This window comes from Mesorhizobium sp. Arg314 (assembly GCF_053714275.1).
Genome location: NZ_JBSKBP010000020.1, coordinates 37142 through 60891 on the forward strand (window position 1 = coordinate 37142; position 23750 = coordinate 60891).

The 23750-nt window shown below is 62.1% G+C and carries 25 protein-coding genes and 1 tRNA gene; 14 read left to right on the forward strand and 12 right to left on the reverse strand.

Annotation, left to right across the window (positions count from 1 at the left end; translation table 11 throughout):
- Window positions 1-292: 292 nt before the first annotated feature.
- From ACWGS9_RS20965 to ACWGS9_RS20975, 3 genes are all read right to left on the reverse strand, one after another.
- A complete protein-coding gene (locus ACWGS9_RS20965; RefSeq protein WP_454507034.1) occupies window positions 293-1009 on the reverse strand; it encodes a hypothetical protein in 717 nt (238 codons plus the stop codon).
- A 1220-nt stretch (window positions 1010-2229) separates the two neighbouring features.
- Entirely contained in the window at window positions 2230-3483 is a 1254-nt protein-coding gene (locus ACWGS9_RS20970) for a tyrosine-type recombinase/integrase (RefSeq protein ID WP_454507035.1), read from the reverse strand.
- A 147-nt stretch (window positions 3484-3630) separates the two neighbouring features.
- Entirely contained in the window at window positions 3631-4290 is a 660-nt protein-coding gene (locus ACWGS9_RS20975; RefSeq protein WP_454507036.1) for a JAB domain-containing protein, read from the reverse strand.
- A 236-nt stretch (window positions 4291-4526) separates the two neighbouring features.
- On the opposite strand from ACWGS9_RS20975, the gene ACWGS9_RS20980 reads away from it, so the two are divergent.
- Entirely contained in the window at window positions 4527-4910 is a 384-nt protein-coding gene (locus ACWGS9_RS20980; protein ID WP_454507037.1) for a hypothetical protein, read from the forward strand.
- Window positions 4911-5069: 159 nt separating this feature from the next.
- Here ACWGS9_RS20980 and map read toward each other — a convergent pair whose 3' ends face one another.
- Entirely contained in the window at window positions 5070-5897 is an 828-nt protein-coding gene (gene map, locus ACWGS9_RS20985) for a type I methionyl aminopeptidase (RefSeq protein WP_454507094.1), read from the reverse strand.
- Between the two features lie 170 nt (window positions 5898-6067).
- Between map and ACWGS9_RS20990 the strand changes: the two genes are divergently transcribed.
- On the forward strand, window positions 6068-6463 hold the full coding sequence (locus ACWGS9_RS20990; RefSeq protein WP_454507038.1) for a hypothetical protein: 396 nt from the start codon (window positions 6068-6070) through the stop codon (window positions 6461-6463).
- Window positions 6464-6576: 113 nt separating this feature from the next.
- The gene (locus tag ACWGS9_RS20995; RefSeq protein WP_454507039.1) at window positions 6577-6813 is read left to right on the forward strand and encodes a hypothetical protein; all 237 of its coding nucleotides are present in this window, start codon (window positions 6577-6579) and stop codon (window positions 6811-6813) included.
- Between the two features lie 83 nt (window positions 6814-6896).
- Here the strand turns inward: ACWGS9_RS20995 and ACWGS9_RS21000 are convergent, their stop codons facing one another.
- Window positions 6897-7109, reverse strand: coding sequence for a hypothetical protein (locus tag ACWGS9_RS21000; protein WP_454507040.1), 213 nt, complete (start codon window positions 7107-7109; stop codon window positions 6897-6899).
- 110 nt (window positions 7110-7219) lie between these two features.
- Here ACWGS9_RS21000 and ACWGS9_RS21005 point away from each other — a divergent pair, with 110 nt between their 5' ends.
- Window positions 7220-7525: a DUF982 domain-containing protein gene (locus ACWGS9_RS21005; RefSeq protein ID WP_454507041.1), complete on the forward strand. Its 306-nt coding sequence runs from the start codon at window positions 7220-7222 to the stop codon at window positions 7523-7525.
- 19 nt (window positions 7526-7544) lie between these two features.
- Here ACWGS9_RS21005 and ACWGS9_RS21010 read toward each other — a convergent pair whose 3' ends face one another.
- Entirely contained in the window at window positions 7545-8231 is a 687-nt protein-coding gene (locus tag ACWGS9_RS21010) for an aspartyl/asparaginyl beta-hydroxylase domain-containing protein (RefSeq protein ID WP_454507042.1), read from the reverse strand.
- Between the two features lie 381 nt (window positions 8232-8612).
- Here ACWGS9_RS21010 and ACWGS9_RS21015 point away from each other — a divergent pair, with 381 nt between their 5' ends.
- Both ACWGS9_RS21015 and ACWGS9_RS21020 read left to right on the forward strand, forming a co-directional pair.
- Complete coding sequence (locus tag ACWGS9_RS21015; protein WP_454507043.1) at window positions 8613-8951, forward strand: hypothetical protein; 339 nt, start codon at window positions 8613-8615, stop codon at window positions 8949-8951.
- A gap of 80 nt (window positions 8952-9031) precedes the next feature.
- Complete coding sequence (locus ACWGS9_RS21020) at window positions 9032-9394, forward strand: hypothetical protein (RefSeq protein ID WP_454507044.1); 363 nt, start codon at window positions 9032-9034, stop codon at window positions 9392-9394.
- Window positions 9395-9443: 49 nt separating this feature from the next.
- Here the strand turns inward: ACWGS9_RS21020 and ACWGS9_RS21025 are convergent, their stop codons facing one another.
- A complete protein-coding gene (locus ACWGS9_RS21025; RefSeq protein ID WP_454507045.1) occupies window positions 9444-10250 on the reverse strand; it encodes an outer membrane protein in 807 nt (268 codons plus the stop codon).
- A 521-nt stretch (window positions 10251-10771) separates the two neighbouring features.
- Window positions 10772-11023: a helix-turn-helix domain-containing protein gene (locus ACWGS9_RS21030; protein ID WP_454507046.1), complete on the reverse strand. Its 252-nt coding sequence runs from the start codon at window positions 11021-11023 to the stop codon at window positions 10772-10774.
- A 107-nt stretch (window positions 11024-11130) separates the two neighbouring features.
- Here ACWGS9_RS21030 and ACWGS9_RS21035 point away from each other — a divergent pair, with 107 nt between their 5' ends.
- The 3 genes from ACWGS9_RS21035 (at window position 11131) to ACWGS9_RS21045 (ending at window position 12423) form a co-directional block, all read left to right on the forward strand.
- Complete coding sequence (locus ACWGS9_RS21035; protein WP_454507047.1) at window positions 11131-11442, forward strand: hypothetical protein; 312 nt, start codon at window positions 11131-11133, stop codon at window positions 11440-11442.
- The gene (locus tag ACWGS9_RS21040) at window positions 11439-11822 is read left to right on the forward strand and encodes a hypothetical protein (protein WP_454507048.1); all 384 of its coding nucleotides are present in this window, start codon (window positions 11439-11441) and stop codon (window positions 11820-11822) included. The genes ACWGS9_RS21035 and ACWGS9_RS21040 overlap by 4 nt, the downstream gene beginning before the upstream one ends.
- A 310-nt stretch (window positions 11823-12132) precedes the next feature.
- Complete coding sequence (locus tag ACWGS9_RS21045) at window positions 12133-12423, forward strand: hypothetical protein (RefSeq protein WP_454507049.1); 291 nt, start codon at window positions 12133-12135, stop codon at window positions 12421-12423.
- Window positions 12424-12558: 135 nt separating this feature from the next.
- Here ACWGS9_RS21045 and ACWGS9_RS21050 read toward each other — a convergent pair.
- The 3 genes from ACWGS9_RS21050 to phaC form a co-directional block, all read right to left on the reverse strand.
- Window positions 12559-12633, reverse strand: a tRNA-Glu gene (locus tag ACWGS9_RS21050).
- Between the two features lie 464 nt (window positions 12634-13097).
- Window positions 13098-14264, reverse strand: a complete 1167-nt coding sequence (locus ACWGS9_RS21055) for a YcbK family protein (RefSeq protein WP_454507095.1) — start codon at window positions 14262-14264, stop codon at window positions 13098-13100.
- A gap of 325 nt (window positions 14265-14589) precedes the next feature.
- Complete coding sequence (phaC, locus tag ACWGS9_RS21060) at window positions 14590-16425, reverse strand: class I poly(R)-hydroxyalkanoic acid synthase (RefSeq protein ID WP_454507050.1); 1836 nt, start codon at window positions 16423-16425, stop codon at window positions 14590-14592.
- Between the two features lie 97 nt (window positions 16426-16522).
- Here phaC and ACWGS9_RS21065 point away from each other — a divergent pair, with 97 nt between their 5' ends.
- From ACWGS9_RS21065 to recJ, 5 genes are all read left to right on the forward strand, one after another.
- Window positions 16523-16930, forward strand: a complete 408-nt coding sequence (locus ACWGS9_RS21065) for a hypothetical protein (protein ID WP_454507051.1) — start codon at window positions 16523-16525, stop codon at window positions 16928-16930.
- A 41-nt stretch (window positions 16931-16971) separates the two neighbouring features.
- A complete protein-coding gene (locus ACWGS9_RS21070; protein ID WP_454507052.1) occupies window positions 16972-18189 on the forward strand; it encodes an LL-diaminopimelate aminotransferase in 1218 nt (405 codons plus the stop codon).
- 42 nt (window positions 18190-18231) lie between these two features.
- Window positions 18232-19545 carry a homoserine dehydrogenase gene (locus ACWGS9_RS21075; RefSeq protein ID WP_454507053.1) on the forward strand — a complete coding sequence of 438 codons (1314 nt, stop codon included), beginning with the start codon at window positions 18232-18234 and terminating at the stop codon, window positions 19543-19545.
- Window positions 19546-19800: 255 nt separating this feature from the next.
- Entirely contained in the window at window positions 19801-20784 is a 984-nt protein-coding gene (gene glpX, locus ACWGS9_RS21080) for a class II fructose-bisphosphatase (protein ID WP_454507054.1), read from the forward strand.
- 140 nt (window positions 20785-20924) lie between these two features.
- Window positions 20925-22709: a single-stranded-DNA-specific exonuclease RecJ gene (gene recJ / locus ACWGS9_RS21085; protein ID WP_454507055.1), complete on the forward strand. Its 1785-nt coding sequence runs from the start codon at window positions 20925-20927 to the stop codon at window positions 22707-22709.
- Window positions 22710-22726: 17 nt separating this feature from the next.
- Here the strand turns inward: recJ and ACWGS9_RS21090 are convergent, their stop codons facing one another.
- Window positions 22727-23692, reverse strand: a complete 966-nt coding sequence (locus ACWGS9_RS21090) for a patatin family protein (RefSeq protein WP_454507056.1) — start codon at window positions 23690-23692, stop codon at window positions 22727-22729.
- Window positions 23693-23750: the final 58 nt, after the last annotated feature.

The following is a 23750-nucleotide window of genomic DNA, read 5'->3' on the forward strand; positions in this document are numbered from 1 at the left end:
TGTGCAGCAGACGGCCACTAGCTGGCACCCGAGCGCGTCAAACGCCCAAGCCGAGCGGCGATTTGCTAGGCGCCCGCTGCAACCGCTTGGATCGCCGCAATATTTTGGGCCTTGTTCGGATAGCTTTCCTTGGTTGCTTCGCTTCCTTCTATGAGACCATCACCATTCAGCGTCCCGTCGGCTGGACGGCAGATTTGCCTCGCATCTCAGAGAGTTCAATCGTTGGGCGTGGCGCTCGGCTCCGCGTTATGGTTGATCTCCAGTGCGGATCGAGATCAGCCTGACGTCGCTTTCAATTGTTTTCGAGGACATATTTTAGGATTGCGGCCACGCCAAAGACGATCGCCGGAAATAAGATAGCGACTAAAATCGGTGGACGCGTTCCGGTCGGGGCGAGAGCCAAGGGCGCAAGCGTGAAGAACAGGGCTGCGGCGCAAGTGGTCGCAGCCCATTGGGTCAGCAGCCTTCGTAGCGTGTCAGGACGCTTCTCTTCAGGGAACGGTCCAGTTTCTGGCCACTGCCCCATCGCCGCGCCTGCCAGCCTGTTGGCCACGCGTGCCGGAATGGTCAGATATCCGATCGCGGGGTACCCAAATTGGAGCTTTGCGACCGGTCCAAACAAGGAGCTTTTCCTAATGATCCTGAGGGCCTCCCAGGGAACAAGAAAGTCGCGACAAAACGGTCCAAACACCCGCATGATTCCGACCCGCAGGCCCATAGGGCACACACTCAACGCCAAGATGCCCTGCATGCTGACGCCAAATCCCATTGAGCCAGATTGACCACGGATTCTCAGTAGCGGCTCGACGGTCTGATTTGGAAACTTCGCCATTAGCCGAAACCAACCTGACAATATGCCGAGAACCGTCGTGATCGCGAGCCACAGCGATACGAAGAACAGCGGGAAGAAAACCACAAAATTTTGTTCGATCAAGTTGATCAATTGCGTCGGCCTTGAGAGCGGCAACCCTGCCGCCATGCTGTAACTGAAAATGACCCTAACGGCCAACAGTTGATCTTTCCTATTGCTATTGGAGACAGGGACTCGCCCATTTCGGCTTCGCTCTCCTGGAGCCATATCAGGGCGCGGGCCGGGCTGAAGTTCGAGGGCTCCGAGACTCGGGATGCATAAGTCTGCTTTGAGACAATCCGCCTTTAAAGTTAAGCGCCTGTTTTTATTGCTGGCCGTTACTGGCCGCTCCAACTCTTCAGTGGCCGGGGCGAGTAGAAGCGTCCCCCGTGACTGTTGCGCTAACGGTCGCTCGGACCAGTGAGTGGACAAATTCGCGCACCATAATGGTGGGCTGGCAGAACAGCTATTTCGAGAGGATCGCGCAGCGGACCTGAACCGTGGTTCGAGGTTCGGCCATGGGCCTTTGACTGGGTCACAGGCGTTGGATCCGGCCAATGACAACGGCGACCTCGTCAGCCCCGAGGGTTGCCCCGATCTCACGGCGGCGGCAAGGCTGGATCTGGTCGTACTGGATATCGCTCGGCTAGTCGGCCGGCAGATGGCGCGGGAAGCATTTGAGGCGGGGCGGGCGACCAACGATAATCGGCTGCGCTGCCGAAAGGGAGAGGGCAGGGGGCAGGATGGTGAGCCCCCTCGGAATAGGAGAGAGGATCAGCTTGCAGCACCCACCTCCAGCTCCATCAGCCGCTCAGCGGCAAAGTGGATCATCTCGCGCAGGAGATCGGCATCGGGGGTCTTTTCCACGAGCGCGCAGGTTCATCGTGTCGTCGGTCATCGGGGGCTCCTTCGAATCAGGTTGGTGTCAGCAACCTGACCCTAACGGAAGAACATCGATGACCACCGCTGTGCCGCTCGCTCGCTACGGCGCTATTGAGGGCGCGCTCGCGAGTGGCTTCGCTATCGCCGAGCTACACCACCTCGCAGGACACCACCTCCGGCCGAATTCAAGTCGGACTGCGCTGACGGCTCGCCTTGTGAGCGAACTTCATGTTGTTTGACATCACAATCGACCGTCCGGGACAGAGCACACTACCTAATGTGCGATTTTGGTGCCGGACGCCGCCGACATTCCAAAACCGGCTGAAAAACCGGCTGAATTGCGAAAACCAACCCGGCGCCGCGCCGCCTAGCAAGCCAAAAAGATCATCGATTTCAATCAGATGGGATGGCGCGCCCGAAGAGATTCGAACTCCTGACCCCCAGATTCGTAGTTTGTTCGCCAGGTGAAGCTCACCCCTGCCGGCGATCACAGATGGTCATGCAGCTTCCTTGAGTGCGGTTTTACGCTTCTTCTTCGTCAGGATCTCGCGGACAAACTTGTCCCACCGCGCCATGGCAGCGCGCTTTTCCGGCATATAATTCCAGCGATCGTAGCTCTTGGAACTGACGTCCTGCAGAGTGTGATTCTGCAATCGGTCCCGGATCTCTTTCGAGAGCCCTGCCTTTCCGGCAAGCGTCTTCCAGGTTCGCCGGAGATCGCGGTTTGTCACGACGGGGATGACCTCGCGATCGCGTTGGCGCCACATGAACGAATAGAGCGTGCCATGGCTGACAGGCCTGGACGGGTCGGTTGCGGATGGAAAAAACCAGCCAAATTCATTCGGCTTGATCGACCCGATAAGCTCGGCCGCGATCTTGGGCACGGGGATGGCGTGAGGCTTTCCATTCTTAGTTTTGGACCAATCGATGATGCGCTCGGCCGCATCCCATTGATCGACGTGTAGCCGAGCGATCTCCTCGACGCGCTGGCCGGTCAGCATAAGAATTCTTACGGCACGCGTGTAAGGGGGGTGGACCGGCGCATCGGGAGATTCGAGCCAACGATAGAGACGGATAAATTCCTCCTCGTCCAACCAGCGCGTTCCAACGTTTTTCGGTTCGGTTGGAATACCTGCAGCTGGATTGTAGACGAGACGAAAGCGACGGACCGAGGTTGAGCGGTAGTCATGCTCGGATTTCAGCCCCCAACTGTATGCCGATCGAATATAACTGCGAACATGATCGGCCATGGACCGTTTGCCTCGCTGATAAATCGGGCGAATGATGTCCCTGATCTCATCAGGCTCGATGTCGCGGGCAGGGCGGTTGCGACCGAGCGAATCGGCGATCTTGTTCAAGCCCTTTTCGGCCTCCTTCCAGGACGGTTTTCCATCTGCCTTGAGCGACGCGACGTAAGCCTCGAACAGATCGGCGACCGTGCCGGGTCGCGTTTCGCCCGCAATCTTGATGCTGCGTCCCTTCTGGATCATGCCGGCGAAGTCGCGTCTGAAAATCTCGCGAGCCTGGCTGAGGCTCATTGAGGGATACGAGCCGAGCTTTTTCTTGAGACGCTTTTGGTCTCGCCACTGCTGGGCCATCCAGTCCGCCGTTATGCGGGTCGGCATTGGCTTTATCACTAGAACGAGGCGGCCTGTTCCGTGACCCTCGCCATCGACAAGGTTCTGCTGCTTACCGGTCACCTCGACCTGCTTCAAAGCGCGGCGAATCTCTCCATCGGTAAGGCTTGGCACTGGGGTCTCCCGTAGGCTTTCGAGTGGGATCGGCTGACGGGTAGTAGGGGTCTGTGGTTGGGTTAAAAACGGGCTTCGATCCCCCTAAAACCGACCCCAATATGCCACAATGTCCGACTCTGCGACAAGTCGAAAAAGCGATGTGTATCAATGTGCTAAAGCGTGATTGTGCGTGATCGAAAAGAGGCGAGTAGGATGGTTGTGAACCAGGATAATGGCGCTGGCGGAGAGTTCGAGCGCGCGCTTCACTACCTCGCGCGGATAGACCGGCGTGTGGTCGACGGTGCCGGTCTGCTGCACCTCGTCGGCGATCAGCCCGTTTTTCTTGTCGAGGAACAGGATGCGGAACTGCTCGCGTGCCTCGAAGGCCATGGCCGAGCGGCAATAGTCGAGCAGTTGCGTCCAGTTGGACAGGACTTCACGGCCGCGCACCTCGCCGCGCGCCATGCGCCGCGCCGTGGCGGAGATGACCTTGAGATCGGTCGCGACGGCCGGCCCGATGCCTTTGACTTCCTCTAGCAGTGCCGCCTCCGCGCCGAGCACCTCGGCCAGCGAGCCGAAGCGGGCAATGAGCGCCTTGGCGATGGGCTTGGTGTCGACGCGCGGGATCAGCCGGAAAAGCAGCAACTCGAGCAGTTCGTAGTCGGGCAGGGCGTCGGGTCCACCGGCGACGAAACGTTCACGCAGGCGGTCGCGATGGCCGTGATAATGCGGTTTTTCATCGATTGCCGCCCCGGCTTTCGCCGCCGGCCGCACGGGCGCCTCGGAAAAGAAGCTCCGGTCGTCGTCGTCGCCTTGTGTCGCCATGTGCCGCCCGTATCCAGCCTGCAGCCGAGCAATGATCGCTGGTCCCCACGAAATACTAGGACGGCGGGCAGGGGTGGTCGAGGTCTTTTCAGCACTGTCGATCTACCAATACCCGTCAAGCAGCCGGAATTCCTCCCAGGAATGAGGCGCCTCCGACCTCGACGCAATGTTGCGGCAATGGGGGGTGTGCAAGCTCGCGGTGTCCTCGTTGATGATGCCGCTTTCGGAGAACCAAGATGCCCAGGCTCTTTCGTATCCTGCTGTCCGCAGGGCTGCTTCTGGGCTCCAGTCCTGCAATGGCTGCCGCGGTGATCGATGCCATACCCGCCGGTAGCCGCCCTGATCGGAACCTCCTGATCCAATTCATCCAATACGACGATCCCTGCACGAACGGTCGTTACAGCGATGGCAAGCCGCATGGCTGCCGGGAACTCCTGCGGATGCTGGATCGCCGGGAGCGGTATCGGGAACGGCACGACAACTACCCGCGCGAACGCTACGATCCCTGCACCGATGGCAGGGTCAGCGATGGCCGTCCGCGCAGTTGTCGGGAAATAATGCGCTGGTTACGGGACCAAGACGAGGACGAAGACTGGCGGCCAGGCAAATACTGGAAATAGGCTGCAATGCGCGGAACAAATCCAGGCGATAAGAGGCCAAGACTTCGCCACGGCCCCTTAAAGCGCGTCGCCTGAAACGGATTCAGGGACGCGCTTTAAAGTCTTTGTTTTTATGCATGTCATTGTCCCAGAACCGCCTACACTTCTGGGCGACATGCATTAGGCCGGCAGGCCGGGGCGGTCGAGCTTTTTCGGCGACAGCGTGAAGATCTCGCAGCCGGCGTCGGTGACGCCGATCGTGTGCTCGTACTGCGCCGACAGCGAGCGGTCGCGGGTGACCGCCGTCCAGCCGTCCGACAGCACTTTCACATGCGGTCGGCCGAGATTGATCATCGGCTCGACGGTGAAGATCATGCCGGGCCGCATCTCGACGCCTTCATTGACGGTGCCGTAGTGCAGGATGTTCGGCGCGTCGTGGAAAAGCTGGCCGACGCCGTGGCCACAGAAGTCGCGCACCACCGAGCAGCGCTCGGCCTCGGCATAGGTCTGGATCGCGGCGCCGATGGCGCCGGTGCGGGCGCCGGGCTTGATCGCGGCGACGCCGCGCATCAGGCACTCATAGGTCACTTCGAGCAGGCGCTCGGCGGCGCGCTTGATCGTGCCCACCGGATACATGCGCGAAGAATCGCCGTGCCAGCCGTCGAGGATATAGGTGACGTCGATGTTGACGATGTCGCCTTCTTTCAGCGGCTTGTTGTCGGGGATGCCATGGCAGACGACATGGTTGATCGAGGTACAGGACGACTTGGTGTAGCCGCGATAATTGAGCGTTGCCGGCAGTGCGCCATGGTCCATGCCGAACTCGAAGACGAAACGGTCGATCGCTTCCGTCGTCACGCCGGGCTTCACGATCGGCACAAGCTCGTCAAGGCAGCGCGCGGTGAGGTCGCAGGCCTTGCGCATGCCGGCGAAGCCTTCCTCGCCATAGAGGCGGATCTGTCCGGTGTTGCGAAGGGGGGCGGTGGAGGCGTCGAGATAGGTAACCATTTTTGTCCGTTTGCCGGCGTAGGCTCCCAAGGAGCCGAGAGCGAAAATCTGCTCCAGATTTGGCACCGGAAGCCCCAAGGTTCAAGGACGAAGTGCGAAGGAGGCGTCCATGGCGGCTTTCCTTTGGCCATTCCATGGGTTAGAGCGGGTCCTGGTATCCGGAGATTGCCTTGACGGCACCTGAACGCAAGAGATCGACGCTGTTGCCGGTCAGGACGGCCTGCGCGGGCCTGATGGCGCTGCTGATGCTGGCGCTGCTGGGCTTCGCCCAGGCTGGAATCTCCGCGTCGGCCGTCTCGCTCTCGGGCGGCTCCAGCATCAGCGCCGCCCGCCAGGGCGACACGATTGCGCTGCTCAGAACGACCGGCAAAGCGCAGGCGCTTGAAGTTCGTGCCAGCCGGCCGCTCCCCGTAAAGCTCGTCAGCGGCAATCCAGGCGCCTTCGCGCACGCATCCGATTTTCTCATTATCGGCCAGGCATTGCCGGCCGAGATGGGCGTCGCGCCCGCATCGGGAAGCGCGACAGCCTCGCGCACCAACCAGCCGCGCGCGCCGCCCGCCGCATAAGGCTCAGCCGCAAAAGCGCGGCACTCAAAAACAAGAACATTTCCTCGCGTCGCGATCCGGCGACGGCCGCTGGCCGTCCGCCGGTTGCGTGCGCATCAGTTCGGATTCATTCAATGCAACGCATCAAGACGTTCGAGACGCTCACCCGAGCGGCTGCCGCGGCCTCCTTTCTGGCAATCCAGGCGGTGATCTGCATCGGCACCGTCTACTGGGTCATTGCCGCCATCCTTCGTATGGAAGGAACGGCGGCGATCGTGCTCGGTGCTATCTTCGCGCTGCCGTCCGCCTATGTGCTGATGGTGGTTATCCGCATGGCCTATGATGCCGAGACCGACCCGGCCAACCAGTAGCGGCAAGGGCATGGAACAGGGGCATGGGCAGGGCGATGCGGGTTGCGTCGCCCTGTCACACAATGGTTATCCTGCGGCCTTAGTCAGGTTTTCAAGCCCGGCGCTTGCCGGACGTCAGCTTGATCAAGAACAGGTATTTCCATTCGCCAGATCGTTCTCGCCGCCACGTTGCCGGCATCCACCGTGGCCGGCGCGTCAGCCGCCGACGGCACGCTGGTGCTCCATACCAGCCAGCCGAACACCGGCGCCCAGCGGGCGCGGATCTGACGCACCAGTGAACCGATTGTTGACCGCACTGAGGTCACATTCCTGAGTCAGAAGGTCGCCAAAGCAAATTTTCACATGCCAGAGCAACTTTTCATATCGGGCGGCGTTGCCAGGGCTGCGCCAGTTCGGGAGACAGGGAATGGACAGACTGCAATTCGAGGTGCCGGTGCGCATCATGCCCGCGCCCAGCCTGCCGGTCGAGGAAATCTACAGCGTCGAGCAGGCGCTCGATTTCCTGCAGGATTGGCCGAAGCGTCGCCAAGGCAAGGTCTACGAAGCCGCATTCAATGCCTGTTTCGGCGCGACGGTCGATGTCGCCAGCACCGAGGAAGCCTGCCGCGCCTTCGCGGCCTTTTGCCGTGTCAGTGGATTGCTGGCGAGGGACGCGATGTTTCCCAGCAAGCGTGGCAGCCGGGCAGGGACGTATCGCGAGGCGCGAGCTTAGGCTTCGATTTGCTTCTGGTTCAGCCGCCGAACGACACGCCCCGATAGCGCATTCCCACCTGCACACCGCGTACGATCACGCGGGACAGGATTTCCATGTCCAGCGGCATTTGCGGACGCCACACGTCGAGGAGGAGAGCGACGCGTGGCCGATCGGAGTTGTTCATGACTTCGTGCTCGAACGTGTCGTCCCACAGCATGCATTCGCCGTCGGCGATGCGCCTTTCCTCATGATTGATCATCATGATCGTTGCCGGACGGCCATCCGGCTGTTTGGGGATGACCAGGCCGAGATGAAACCGAATGATGCCGCGAAAAGGTCCGCGGTGCGGCGGGATGTGCTTGCGCGGGGCCAGAAACGAGACAGCCGCCGATTTGACCTCGGGGCACTCCGAAAGCAGCCTGCTGAGGACCGGCATGCGCGCGATGTTTTCCGGGATGGTCATGTCGTAGGCCTTGAGCACGAACATGCGCCAGTCGAGACCGTCATTGGCCGAGATTTCGGCTTGCTCGGGCATGATGTCGTGGAAGCGCGGAACCTTGTTCAGCTTTACCGCGAGAGCTTCATCGCGGATGCCCTGCCAGGCGGCGGTGAACTTCGCCGCATTGGGAAAATGCGTGCCGGTATCAAGAATCGCAGGCGCATCTATGCGCTTTTCATAGATACGGCGGACCAGGCCGGTTCCGAGATCGTAGGCGCTTGACATCTCATTACCTCGACGACGCTGTTATATAGTGGGATATTGCCTGCGGGCATCGCTCACGCGAATTTGTTCGAGCCGTTAACGGCCGATAGACAGCATGACTGGCCCGCCATTGCGTTGTGGCGCCGGTCGGGACGACGCAATCGATACGCCAGGCTGAAATCACTGATGCCGATGCAAGCCCGCGACCGGGCATCCCTGAGCCGGGAGCGGCCCGGCAGGCTGGCGGGGGTAGGTGGACAGCAAACGCCGGGCCTAACCGGTCGGGCTCGGGGGACGAGACACGGCACCGGCTGGCGAAACAATACGCTCTTGCCGAAATAATAGGCACGTATCCATAAGGACGAACGTGGGAGTAGACCAACGTTCTAGCCGAGGTTTCGCATGCGAAACTTCCATCCACGCCGTCATTACTATGTCTCATCTCGGGACCAAATTGTTGGCATCAATTTTGCTTCAGACGAATTGCCGGTACCGCAACGGGATTTTTTCACATTGCGACTGTCTGCTCAGCCTGCGCGAAGGCCAGGATCACCGAAATGCATATACTCGGCGCCGCTGCAGATCGAGGATGTGCAGATCGACGAGAATGGCGATGTGACCGTCTCGATTATTGCTGACGACATCTACTCGAAGAATTCCACACAGCGCTATCAGATCACGCTGACCGAAGCCGAAATCAGCATTCTGGCCCGCAACGCCAAACAGCGCTTGCGAGCATGACGCCGCCCGAAGTCAGCAATCTCCGGGATCGCCCGGCTAGTCCTTGCCAATAAGTCGCGACTTAATGCAACATCCGCGGCATGCGCGACAATGATTTGACCGAGCGGCCTGGCAAAGGCTGGACGCCTTGGAAAGAGGGCACCGGCGAGGCCGATATCGACAAGGTGTGGTGGGCGGCCAGGTGCCTCCACTTCGCCAAGCTCAACGTCTCATGCTGGTTTGACGGCTCGGATCTCGTCGCGATCGCCCATTGGGGCTACCGGCGAGAGAAATGGTGCATGAAGCAGAAGCCGAAAGGCTGGCAGCCGTTGCCCGAGGTCTACCGGCTCGAGCGGGAGCGCGAACAGCGGGAGGCGACGGAGCGCTGGCGGACAGAAGTGCACGCCCGCAATCTGGAGCGCTGCATTCGGGCCGGGGACAAGCGTGCAGAGGCGCGAGGCTAAAGCCCCGGAACAATGCCTGGGCTTGCCTGTCGTTGATCAGCCGGGCAGATCAGAACTTGTAGCTCACACCTACGCGAACTGCGTGGGTCCGGACCTTCATGGATTCGATCACAGGCTGTCCCGGGTTCCAGAAGCGGCCGTCAGCTCCACTTGCGGTCCCGAAGTCGGTATAGCGATACTCAGCGCGCGCGATCCATTTATCGGCGAACGCGTATTCCAATCCGGCACCAATGGTCCAACCGGTCTTGGTCTTCGACCACGACCCCAAGGTTGCCGGGTCCGGGCCGCCCTCAAAGCGGAAATTGCCAACGGCAACGCCACCGGTAACGTAGGGCAGGAAGCGGTCAATGGCGTATCCAACCCTGACCCGCGCCGAGCCCTGCCAGCGCAAATCTTCGCTTCCGGCGCTTAATCCGCCAAAGGGGTTGTTAAAGCTCCCTTTGACATTGGCGTATTCGATATCGCCTTCCACACCAAGGACAAGCGGCGAGTCGAACTGATGATTGTATCCGACGTACAAGCCGCCCACAAATCCGCTTGGCGTAAAGGTCCCGCTTGGGACAGGACCGTTGAAACTGTAGCTCGTCCTCGCCCACTCGTAACCGGCCTGAGCGCCGACATAGAGCCCCGACCAGTTATACGTAGATGCGACGGGCACCGGCTCCTGGGTTACAATGTCAGCAGCGAAGGCACCGCCAGTTGCGGCAATGAGAGTCGTGGTCGCGAGCAGAATCGATTTCATGGCGGGCCCTTGCAATGGATGCGAAGGGTTTAGAACTAACGCCCAAATTAGAAAATCGGTTTGGATGACCTTGCGAGCGATTTCAACTCGTTGTTGCAGATGAGCAACGATCATACTTCCCGGGCAAAGTTAGATGAGCGGACGCTGGGAAGGCGATGACAGAGACTGCGAACGCCTGCGTTTCGACAGCGAAGAGGCATGGAGCTATCCACAGGCGCCGGTTTCTGTGGATGATTCATAGTGCCCGCTAAACAAACGATCAAGGGTCGTCGGCGGCCTAGGACGGCAGGGGAACGCGCTGGCGAGTCCCGGAGCGGCCGGCACCTTCGTCAAGCGGTCGCTAATATGAAGCCGTGCATCTTGCCAACAGCCATGGCCCGAGGAAAGAATAACAGGCAGGGTTTTTAGCCAATTGAGGGTGGCCTAATGCCCCTGTCGCGCTACGACGGAATATTCGAGCCGGATGATCTGCGCTTGCTCCAGCGAGTGTTCGATCAGCTTTGCGACGAGCGCCATTTATCCCAGAACGACACGGAGCAGAGGGAAGCCCTGGCCGAGAAAGTCATTAGCGCTTTCCGGAATGGAATCACCGACGAAGCCGAGCTACGGCGGGCAGCTTTGAACCGCCGTAAGCCTTAGCCACCGCTATCGACGCCGCCACCCTTCCTTAGCCTCACCCCGGCGCCGCCACCATTCTCGGGGATGAACTCGACGCCGGCCGCTTCGAGGGCGGTCTGGATTGCTCTCAGTGTCGACACTTTGGGGTCGCTGGCTCCGCTCTCTAGATTGTTCAGGCCTGTCGTCGATATCCCCGCACGCTTCGCAAGCTCTGCCTGGGTCAGACCGAGCATAGCCCGAGCACCCCTGATTTGATGTGGTGAGATCATGGCACAAGCTATACGGCGAAGTGGAGATATTATCAACTGCGCTTGACACTTTACGCGCTTGTGGTTTACTCAACCACGCTTGATAATTTCTCAATAGGAGCAACACCATGCCGAACACCCATGTTCCGGCTGCCGGCGAAGCTATGCCCGGCGTCGAGGGAATGCAGATCATCACCGGGCGGTTTTCCCGCCGCGCTATGCTTGTTGGCGCAATAGCGTCCGTGCCGGGCATAGCGGGCGCTACGGCGCTTCCCGTGGCTACGGCAGCGCTGACCCTTCAAGAGAAGGCGGACAATGTTTGGAGGGCCGCAGAGGCCCTTCTCCAGGCGATGACCGATCTTCATGGCGTTCCCTGCAAGATCGGAATCGGCAGCGATACCGATTGTATCCTGGTCATGACAAAAGTGCTGCGCTCATGAACGCCGTTGTCAGAAGCCTAAAGCCCTTCGGCATCCCGAAGGGGATGGACCCGCGCACGTGGCGGCAGGCCATCGAAAAGCAGATCAACGACCTGTTCGACCGCGCCGCCGCCCTCATCACTGCTCTCGACGTGATGGAAGCAGACTGTGACCTGGAGGACGGCGCCGATGCCGAACCCTGGCTTGGATGGGGAGAGCGTGGCCCTGGCGGCACCGTGTCCTGGCAACTTGATGGCCGTGGATGCCCTCACGACGATCGCGAGCTAGAGGACGAGCACGACGGCGATATCAACGACGAGCCGCATGACAGCGACGAGCTTGAGGAAGGCCACGCTGAGCGCGATTTCCCGGGCTTCATAGAGGGAGAGCAAGGGATATGACCGTCTCCGACCTTCTGGTGATCCTCGCGAGCATGTCCACTCAGGAAAAGCGGGCGGTGATCGCGGAGTTCAAGCGGCGCTATCGCTGATCAATTGCCCTTCGGACACTTGATGGCCCGGCTGCTTCGGTGGCCGGGCTTTTTAGCAGTCGCGAATGTGTGATGCGCTGGGAGGGCAAGCTCGATTGCATCGTCGCTAACGTAGGATCATCCTTGGGTGAGCTGGAAGGCCGCCCGTGCCCTCCGATGGCGGTGGGCCGCGGTCGTCCAGCACTAGCCAGCTATCGTTGTCGGCCAGGGAGGACGATCAGATGCATGCTGTAGTCAGAACGTTCAATGGACCGGGTGCGAAGAAACTCTTTGACCTGCTTGACGCCAAGAAGGGAGACCTCGAACCCCTTTTGCGCGGAGTAAAGGGGTTTGCGGGTTATACCTTGATGAGGACTGGCGATGGCGGTCTTTCCGTTACGGTCTGCCAGGACAAGACCGGCACGGACGAGAGTGTCGCCATAGCTCGCGATTGGGTGAAGAAAAATGCCGCGGAAACAGGTGTCGGTTCGCCGACCATAACAGAGGGTTCGGTTATACTCCATCTGAAGTGAACCTGACCTATTCCATCGGTCATTCGGCCCGGGGGCTTCGGCTGCCGGGCCTTTTTATTGGACGCGCGATTCGAATGGATATTGGCCAAAAATTGGACAGGGCGGGGAGGATTTGAGCTAAGTGCTTGAAAAACCTGGTACGCCCAAGGGGAATCGAACCCCTGTTACCGCCGTGAAAGGGCGGTGTCCTAACCGCTAGACGATGGGCGCGCTCAGACGAAGCGGCTTATAATTGCGTTGTTGCCAACCGGCAACCCATCTGCCGCCACATGCGACAACTTTTTTCAAAGGTGGCGGAAGCCGCTTTCCGGCGAGCCGAGGCGCGGTTTACGGGCTCACTTGGTCATGCATCCTTTGAGATCAGCCGGAACGCCTCTCGCGGTCGTCATTCCATGGCGGAGCAAGGAGCGAAGCGACGCGGCGTAGACCATAGAGACGCTGACGTATCGCATCGGTGCAGAATCCGCCCCGCTGCACCCTACGGTCGAGGTAACGGCATGGATCCTCGGGTCTGCGCGTCCGCTTCGCTCCCGCTCCGCCCGTGGATGACGAAGTTCGGAAGGTTTCGGCCAATCGCGAACGTCCCTGACGGTTTGTCGAAACAAACGGCGGCGTTGGCGGTGATCGGCTCTCAACCGGTCAACCCGGCTATGCGCACCGGGCCAAGCCGAGTATCAGCCGTCTTCACCGCCGCCGCTGCGACGGCGGCAGCGCCAGTTCCAGTCGCGCTCGGGGCCGACGTCGACATGGATGGATTCTGTGTGGCAATAGGTGCCGACGCCGCCGCGGCCTGGCATCGTGCGGACGTAGTTCGCCAACTCCCACTTCGAGACGCCGGGCACCTGGATGTCGGCGGCGGCGCAGTACATGTGCAGCGAGTTCTTGGCGCCGTTGGCACGCCGATTGCGCGAGGGATCGCGATAGCCGGAGGTGACGACCATCTTGCGGCCGAAATGGCCCTCGATCGTCTTCAGCACCCGCACCAGCGACGGCTTGAGGCAGGCGACGTCGACACTTTCATTCTGCTTCAAAAGGCCATTGGGCGCGAGCCTTGCCATGCCGGCGGCCGAGGCCACCTGGTAGGAACCGCCGCCGCCCTCATCCTCGTTGAGGTCGACGTCGCTCTCGTCGTCGATGCCGGACTTGCGCTTGATCTCGAACAGCGCGGTCTGGCGGACGCCGGGAAGGGCGTCGGCGCCCGTGATGTGATTGGCCGGGTCGTCGAGCGAGGCCAGTTGCACCGGCTTTTCGCCTGGTGTCGCCGAGGCCAGCGTCACGATCGGCTTGGCCGGCGGCGGCGTGGTCTTGGCCTGCACGGCGGGCCGGTCGCCAGAACGCGCGTTGTTGATCAGCGGCGCGGGCGCGGCCGAAGCCGGCGTGGTGCTGAACAGCGAGGCGAACAGGCTCTTCTTCGGCGTGGCCATCTGCGGCTGCGCCGGCTCGCCCGCGGTTACATAGACGCCATTGCTCATGGCCTGCGTGGTCGCCTGTGCCTTCGACGCCACGGCTGCGGCATCGCCGGCGGCGACCTGCTGGGCGGCGGTTTGCATCTGTTCGGCTGTCTGCTCTTGCTGAACCAGCGGTTGCGGCGTGTTACCGGCGATCGTGGCGGCGCCCGCGGGCACGGCGACGGCGGGGAAAGCGGCTTGCGGCCGCGTCTCCGGAACATAGGCAACCTTTTCGGGCAAGGGCGTGTCGCCTTCGCTCATCACGGTCGATGGCGCAACGGTCGTCGCGGATGCTGACTGAACCGACGAGTCGGCAGCAGTTGCCGTCTTGGCGCTGGACGTCGCCCTCATTTCGCCGGCGGTTGAATTGTAGGCGGGCGACACGACCGACATTGTCGGGTCGCCGGTCGATGTGCAGGAGGCCAGAAGCACGGAGAAAAGCGCCGCCGCAATGCTGCGGCTTTCCCCTCGTCCGAGACGCCAACCTACTGATTTCAAAACAAATTCCCCCTCGGTATCCGGTCGGTTCGTTATCGCCGCGCCACTCCAGAACCGCGCCGCGATAATCCTCCTGTTCCCAACCGGAAACGGGACTGTGTCGAATCTGCAAGCCTCGGAATTATTCTGCGTCGGAAGGTGATTTGAGGCCGCCAAACGATTGACGCCACCATTTCGCCCTGTTTTGACGGCCCGTCAACTCACCAGACATTACAGTCCGTTACACACGCACCTTGACATAGGTGCCCGGCGCATCTCCCAAGGTTTTCATACGCTTGCCGGGTTTGCGGGCAGGTACGTGGATGTTGTCCTGGTTCTCGATCCAGTGCTGCCAGTGCGTCCACCAGGAGCCTGGATGCTCGTGCGCCGCGGCAAGCCACGCATTGAAGTCGCCCACCGGCTTGCCGCCGGTCCAGTACTGATACTTCTTGGCGGCGGGCGGGTTGACGACGCCGGCGATGTGGCCGGAACCCGCCATCACATACTCGACGTCACCGCTGAAAAACTGCGACCCCAGGAACACCGAAAGCGCCGGCGCGATGTGGTCCTCTTTCGTTGCAAGGTTGTAGACGGGGATGGTGATGTCGGCCAGCGAGACGACGCGCCCGGCAAGTTCCATCACGCCGCGCGAGAGATTGTTCTCAAGATAGCAGTTGCGCAGATAGAATGAGTGATTGGCCGCCGCCATGCGCGTGGAATCGGAATTCCAGTAGAGCAGGTCGAAGGGCAGGGGCTCCTTGCCGCGCATGTAGTTGTTGACGACATAGGGCCAGATCAGGTCGCCCGAGCGCAGCATGTTGAAGGCCGTGGCCATCTTGGTGCCGTCGAGATAGCCCTTTTCGCTCATCGAGCGCTCTACGGCGGCAACCTGGTCCTCGTCGACGAACACCTTGAGATCGCCGGCATAGGTGAAGTCGACCTGGGTGGTGAAGAAGGTCGCCGATTTGATGCGGTGGTCACCCTCCTGCGCCAACAACGCGAGCGCAGCGCCGAGCAGCGTGCCGCCCACGCAGTAGCCGATGGCGTTGACTTCTTTTTCGCCTGTCGCCTTCTCCACCATGTCGAGGCCAAATTGCAAGCCTTCGCGGATATAGGCCTCCCAGCCCTTGGCGCCGTGGCGTTCGTCCGGGTTGATCCAGGAAATAACGAAGACGGAATGGCCCTGCTCGATCGCCCAGCGGATGAAGGATTTTTGCGGGTTGAGGTCGAGAATATAGAATTTGTTGATCCATGGCGGGCAGATCAGCAGCGGGCGCTTGAGCACCGTTTCCGTCACCGGATCGTATTGGATGATCTCGGCGACATCGCTGCGGCCGATGACCTTGCCGGGCGTCGTGGCGATGTTCTTGCCGATTTCGAAGGGCGTGTAGTCCGCCTGGCGCAGCTTCAGGTCGCCGCGGCCGGCGGCGATATCCTCGGCCAGCATCTTCATGCCGCGCACTAGGTTCTCGCCATTCGAGGCCATGGTCTCGCGGAACAGCTCCGGATTGGTCAGGATGAAGTTCGACGGCGCAATCGCGTTCGACACCTGCTTGACGTAGAAGCTCGCCTTGTGGCGGGTGTGCTCGTCCAGCCCCTCGGCGTGCTCGACAAGCTCGTTCGCCCAGCGCGAGGTGACCAGATAAGCCTGCTTCAGGAAGTCGAAGAAAGCATTGCGGCCCCATTCGGGATCCTGGAAACGCTTGTCGCCGCGCTCGGGCTGGACCGCATCGTCGGGAGCTTCGGTGTTGGGCGTGACTTTCTGGATGGCGTTCGCCCAGACCGTCATATAGCCGGCGAAAAGCCGCGTCTGCGCTTCGAGCGCGCGCTGCGGGTCGCCCAGCCAGTACTCCGAGAGCTTGGAGAAAGTCTTGACCATGTCGACGACGGGTTCGGCGACATGATCGCGCACTTCGCCTTTCTCGCGCGGCTCGGCCCAGGCGGAAGCCGCCTTGCCCGCCTGCTCGACCATTCGAGCCATGTTCAAGGCGAAGCGCTCGGGATCCTTCACCAGATATTGCTCGATGGCCGAAGGTCCGCCATTTTCCGCTTTGTCCGAATCGTCAGGTTTGGACATGGTTCGCGGGGTTCCTCCCGGAGCGTTTTCTTGACATATTACCATGGGACATCTGACCGGGTCCAATTCGCTGTAACCCGGCTGCCAGGAAAACAATATGACGATTAATGTTGGCGGGACTTTTTTTCTCGGCGCGGGTTCGATTTGCCGCATGGCGGTCGTGGCGGGGCTGGTTGGCGTGCTGTTGCCTAGCGGCGGCTGCACGAGCACCAGCCCGAACAACGCGGCGCCGACCGCCTTGACCGAAGGTCCGAAGGACACCGGCTCCTATCCGAACCTCAACGTCGCGCCGCAGGTGGCAGCCAAGCAACTCACCAAGGAAGAGACCGCCGCAAACCTCGCCCAGCTCAAGGCCGAGCAGCAGGCGCAGCTTGCCAAGGGCAGCGGCGCCAAGGCACCGGCGAATTCGGCGGCGCTCAACACTTTGGCCAGGACCCATGGCGGCGACACGCTGAAGCAGATCGAGGGCAAATGCGACCCGACCCTCGACCCTAACTGCAATTAGGTCTATATCGCGCGCCGAAACTTTGATGGTCTGGAACTGAAATGGAAGAATTTCACAAGGTCCGCCGGCTTCCGCCTTACGTGTTCGAGCAGGTCAACCGGCTGAAGGCCAGCGCCCGCTCGCGCGGCGCCGACATCATCGACCTTGGCATGGGCAATCCGGACCTGCCGACGCCGAAGGCCATCGTCGACAAATTGTGCGAGGTGGTGCGCGACCCGCGCACGCATCGCTACTCGTCCTCGCGCGGCATTCCGGGCCTGCGCCGCGCCCAGGCGAACTACTATCAGCGTCGCTTCGGCGTGAAGCTCAACCCCGACACGCAAGTCGTGGCGACGCTGGGTTCGAAGGAAGGCTTCGCCAACATGGCGCAGGCGATCACCGCGCCCGGCGACGTCATCCTGTGCCCCAATCCGACCTATCCGATCCATGCCTTCGGCTTCATCATGTCGGGCGGCGTCATCCGCTCGCTGCAGGTCGAGCCCGACGACGGCTTCATCCCTGCGGTCGAGCGCGGCATCCGCCATTCGATCCCGAAGCCGTTGGCGCTGATCCTCAACTATCCGTCGAACCCGACGGCGCTTGTCGCTTCGCTCGACTTCTACAAGGATGTGGTTGCCTTTGCGAAGAAGAACGACATCATCATCCTGTCGGATCTTGCCTATTCGGAGATCTATTTCGACGGCAATCCGCCGCCTTCGGTGCTGCAGGTGCCGGGCGCGATGGATATCTGCGTCGAGTTCACCTCGATGTCGAAGACCTTCTCCATGCCCGGCTGGCGCATGGGCTTCGCGGTCGGCAACGAGCGGCTGATTTCGGCGCTTACGCGCGTGAAGTCCTATCTCGATTACGGCGCCTTCACGCCGATCCAGGTGGCGGCGGCGCATGCGCTGAACGGCGACGGCGCCGACATCGAGGAAGTGCGCGAGGTCTACCACAAGCGGCGCGACGTGATGGTCGATTCCTTCGGCCGTGCAGGCTGGACCATTCCCGCGCCGGCGGCCTCGATGTTCGCCTGGGCGCCGATCCCGGAGCAGTTCCGCCATCTCGGCTCGCTCGAATTCTCCAAGCTGCTCATCGAGCATGCGGATGTCGCGGTGGCGCCGGGAGTCGGCTTCGGCGAGCATGGCGACGACTATGTGCGCGTGGCGCTGGTCGAGAACGAGCACCGGATCCGCCAGGCCGCGCGCAACATCAAGCGCTTCCTGACCTCGACCGCCAAGCAGCCCAACAATGTGGTGCCGCTCGCCGCTCGTCGTTGAGTTTTGCCTTATATCTGTGGAATTTGAGGGGCGTCGCCGGACATGGCTGAAGCGTTGCGTGTTGGAATTGCCGGCCTCGGCACGGTTGGCGCCTCGGTGGCGCGCGTGCTGCGCGACAAGGCGGCCGAACTCACCCGCCAATGCGGCCGCGACATTGTCGTGACGGCCGTTTCGGCCCGCGATCGGAAGCGCGACCGTGGCATCGATCTGAGCGCCGCGAAATGGTTCGACGACCCCGTCAAGCTGGCCGAAAAGGCCGATGTCGACGTCTTTGTCGAGCTGATCGGCGGCGACGAAGGGCCGGCGCGGCTGTCGGTGAAGGCGGCGCTCGAGGCCGGGCGCCATGTCGTCACCGCCAACAAGGCGCTGCTCGCCAAGCATGGCGTGGCGCTGGCCGAGATCGCCGAGAAGAAGGGCGTGCTGCTAAACTACGAGGCGGCGGTGGCCGGCGGCATCCCGGTTATCAAGACGATGCGCGAGGCGATGGCCGGCAATGCGGTGACGCGTGTCTTCGGCATACTCAACGGCACCTGCAACTACATCCTGACCCGCATGGAAGCCGAAGGCATCTCCTTCGACGCCTGCCTGAAGGACGCGCAGCGGCTTGGCTATGCGGAAGCCGACCCGACCTTCGATATCGAAGGCCACGACACGGCGCACAAGCTGTCGATTCTGACCAGCCTTGCCTTCGGTACGAAGATCGCCGCCACCGACATCTATATGGAAGGCATCTCCAACATCACCCAGGCCGACATCCGTGCGGCCGGCGATCTCGGCTACCGCATCAAGCTGCTCGGCGTCGCGCAGCGCACCGACAGCGGCATCGAGCAGCGTGTGCACCCGACCATGGTGCCGACGGCATCGGTCATCGCGCAGGTGCACGGCGTGACCAACGCGGTGGCGATCGAAACCGACATTCTGGGCGAGCTTCTGCTATCCGGCCCGGGCGCGGGCGGCAACGCCACCGCGTCGGCGGTGATCGGCGACATTGCCGACATCGCCAAAAGCCGACCTGGCTTCCAGCACGCGCCGGTGTTCGGCTGGCCGGCGAAGGAACTGAAGCCCTACAAGAAGGCGCGGATGCGCAGCCATGCCGGCGGCTACTTTATCCGCCTTACGGTGCATGACCGCACCGGTGTCTTCGCGGCTATCGCCAAACGCATGGCCGACAGCGACATCTCGCTGGAATCGATCGTCCAGCAGGCGGCGGGCGCTGAAACACAGGCGCAAAAAACAGTGATCCTCGTCACCCACGAGACGACCGAAGCGGCGGTGCGCAAGGCTGTAGAAGGCATCACCAAGGATGGTCATCTGACCGACAAGCCTCAGGTGATCCGCATCGAGCGGGCGGAATAAAGCCAATTGATTCCACGCATGTTTTCGGCCCGAAACCGGTTCCCGCTTCCGTGTGACATTCGTGGTCCGATTCTGCCTTCAATCGATTGATTTTGCTTACCATTTCAAAAATTGACGAGGCAAGTCTTGCCGTTGTCATGGAGCTTTGCCAGAAGGAGCGCGCCTCTGGCGGGAGGCGGGAGCAATTTCGGGAGCGCTTAGCGGTTTTCCGTCTGGGATTGCTCGAATCAACAGTGAACGAGGAATGCGTAATCCATGAACATGGCCCAGAACATCGCCGCCGGTCTTGACCGGATCCTTACCATGGAAGTCGTGCGCGTCACCGAACGGGCCGCCGTCGCCGCCGCCAGGCTGCGCGGCCGCGGCGATGAGAAGGCCGCCGACCAGGTGGCGGTCGACGCGATGCGCCAGGAGCTCAACCGGCTGGCCATCAAAGGCACGGTGGTGATCGGCGAGGGCGAGCGCGACGAGGCGCCGATGCTCTATATCGGCGAAGAAGTCGGCACCGGCAAAGGCCCGGCGGTCGACATCGCGCTCGATCCGCTCGAAGGCACCACGATCTGCGCCAAGAATCTGCCCAACGCGCTTGCGGTCATCGCCATCGCGGAAAAGGGCAGCCTGCTGTTCGCGCCCGACGTCTATATGGACAAGATCGCCATCGGCCCAGGCTATCCGGAAGGCCTGATCGACATCGACGCTTCGCCGGCCGAGAACCTCGCCAATCTGGCCAAGGCCAAGGGCGTTGCCGTCTCCGACATCACCGCCTGCATCCTCGACCGGCCGCGTCACGCCAGGCTGATCGATGCCGTACGCGCCACGGGCGCGGCGATCCGGCTGATCGGCGACGGCGATGTCGCCGGCGTCATCCACACCACCGACCCCGACGAGACCGGCATCGACATCTATCTCGGCACGGGCGGCGCGCCGGCAGGCGTGCTGGCCGCGGCGGCGCTGCGCTGCACCGGCGGGCAGATGCAGGGCCGGCTGATCCTCGATACGCCGGAGAAGGTGGTGCGGGCGCACAAGATGGGCATTTCCGATCCGAAGCGGATCTACCGCGCCCAGGACATGGCGCGTGGCGACGTGCTGTTCGCGGCGACCGGCGTCACCGACGGCAACCTGCTCGACGGGGTGAAGTTCGGCCGCACCTTCATCACCACGCACACCATCGTGCTGCGCTCATCCTCGCGCACGGTGCGCGAGATCGAGGCGCGCCACCAGGATCTGGAAAAGTTCTGATTTCGTCTCGCTTGGATGCTTTTGCGGCGATTCGAGGAAAACCGTTCCACACTTTTCCCCGGATTGCTCGCTTCCCCGGAATTGCTCCGGACGTCGCATATTGATATCTGCGCAATCATGATGTGCAGACGGCGCGTCGCATGACGGGCGAGAAACGGTTCTTCCTCGATGTCAGGCAGTCGGCGACCGGTGTTTCCTGGGAACACCGGCTGACCGAACGGCAGGACATGGCTGCTTTGGCCATCGCGCAGGGCCACGGCGTGCCCGACATCGTGGCGCGGGTGCTTGCCGGGCGCGGCGTCAGCGTGGAGCAGACCGAGCGCTTCCTCGATCCGACCATTCGTGAGCTTTTGCCAAATCCGGCGTCGCTGACCGATATGGACAAATCGGCGGCAAGGCTTGCCGATGCGATCGTCGCCGGCGAGAAAGTGGCGATCTTCGGCGACTACGATGTCGACGGCGCGGCCTCGTCGGCGCTCATCAAGCGCTTTCTGACACATTTTTCGGTGCCGTCCGAAATTTATATCCCGGACCGCATCTTCGAGGGTTACGGACCAAACCCGGAAGCGATGCGCGAGCTGATCTCGCGTGGCGCGAAGCTGATCGTCACCGTCGACTGCGGCACCAACAGCGCCTCCTCGATCGACGCCGCCAAGCAGGCCGGCGCCGATGTCGTGGTGCTCGACCATCACCAGGTTGGCGGCCCGCTGCCGGCGGCCGACGCAGTGGTCAACCCCAATCGCGAGGACGACCTGTCGGGGCAGGGGCATCTCTGTGCCGCCGGCGTCGTCTTCCTGTGCCTCGTCCAGACGGCGAGGGCGCTGCGCGAAAAGCTGCCGAATGCCGCGCCGCCGGACCTGCTTTCGCTGCTCGATCTCGTCGCGCTGGCGACGGTCTGCGACGTGGTGCCGCTGACCGGCGTCAACCGCGCCTTCGTGGTCAAGGGACTGCAAGTGGTGCGCCAGCAGAAGAATGAGGGGCTGGCGGCGCTGGCGCGAGTTTCGCGTATCGGCGAGCCGATCAACACGTTCCATCTCTCGTTTCTGATAGGACCGCGCATCAATGCCGGCGGCCGCATAGGCGATGCGGCGCTGGGCAGCCGGCTGTTAGCCACCGACGATCCCGTCGAGGCGGCGAGCATCGCCGAGACGCTCGATCGGCTGAACCAGGAACGACAACAGATGGAGCAGGCGATGCTGGCGCAGGCGCGCGCCGAGGCCGATGCGGAACTTGCCGGCGGCAATGGTCCCGCCGTCATCGTCACCGCCAGCAACAACTGGCATCCCGGCATCGTCGGGCTGATCGCTTCGCGGCTCAAGGACCATGCGCGCCGGCCGGCCTTTGCCATCGCCTTCAATTCGACCGGCGTCGGCACGGGCTCGGGGCGTTCGGTGACCGGCTTCGATCTTGGCCGGCTGGTACGCGAGGCGGCGGATGCCGGACTGATCGTCAAGGGCGGCGGCCATGCGATGGCCGCGGGTATCACTGTCGAACGCGCAAAGCTCGGCGAACTGCGCGCTTTCTTCGAGGAGCGCGCCGCGGCCGACGTTTTCCGGCTGCAGAACGAGGAAAGCTTGGCGATCGACGGCGCTTTGGCGGCAGAGGGCGCGACGATCGCGCTGCTCGATGCGCTGGAGAAAGCCGGGCCGTTCGGGGCTGGGCACATCGCGCCGGTGTTCGTGCTGCCGCGCCACCGCCTGACCGACGCGCGCGCGATCGGCACCAACCACATTCGCGTGGACCTGCAGTCGCAAAGCGGCGGCAACATCCAAGCGATCGCATTCCGTGCCGTCGACACGGCGCTCGGCGAATTCCTGTTCAGGAACAGGGGCAGGACCGTGCACATCGCCGGTTCGCTGTCGGGCAATTACTGGAACGGCAACCGCACGGTGCAGTTTCGCATCAGCGACGCAGCGCTGGCGTAACAACGAAATCGGGAAATTCACATGAGAACGGACTGGAGCCGGGTCAGTTCGGCGATCTGCGACTTCGTCGCCTGGTAGCCGAGGCTGATCGCCTCGTCGGCGCGGTGGAATTCCGTCAGGCCGATATGGCTGAGTTTCGGCTGCAGCGACATATCCGGCGGATCGCCGGCGAGCCTTGCCCGCGAAATCCGGTCCTGGATGATGTTGAAGGCCTCAACCATGACGCCGGTGATGCCGAGGCGGGTCTGGTGTGATTGGGGATTGACCTGGCCGGGGCGCGGCGCGTCCTTCTCGACGAGGAGTTCGCCGGCGCTATGCTTGATGACGGCGGCGCGTCCGAACAGGTCGTAGTGCAGGTTGACCGCTACGACGAGCGGCTGCTCATACGCGCGGCAGACCGAGACCGGCACCGGATTGACCAGCGCGCCGTCGACCAGCATGCGGCCATTGCAGGCCACCGGCTCGAAGACGCCCGGCAGCGCATAGGAGGCGCGCATGGCGGTGACGAGCGAGCCGCTCGACAGCCAGATTTCATGGCCGGTGCGGATTTCGGAAGCGACGGCGACGAAGGGTTTCGACAGGTCGTCGAAACGGGCGCCGTCAAGGTGCTCGCGCAGGCGCTGATCGAGCTTCATGCCGCCGAACAGGCCGCTGCCGCGCAGATTGAGATCGAGAAGGCCGAAGAGGCGCCGCTTGGTCAGGCTCCTGGCGAACTCTTCCAGCTCGTCGAGCTTGCCGGCGAGATAACAGCCGCCGACGAGCGCGCCGATCGAGGTTCCGGCGATCATCGATACTTCGATACCGGCCTCATCCAATGCGCGCAGCACGCCGATATGGGCCCAGCCGCGGGCGCAGCCGCCGCCGAGCGCCAGCGAGATGGCTGCTTTCCTGCCAGGCTTCGGATCGGGCACGCCGCCCGACGATGCGGGGCCGTTGGCCTCCCGAACGTCAGGTCTGCTGCGCAATGACGCCCACTCGAGCATCATAATCTCCCTTGTCCCATATCCCTTCTACCGCAAGGATATTTGAGAATAGTGAATA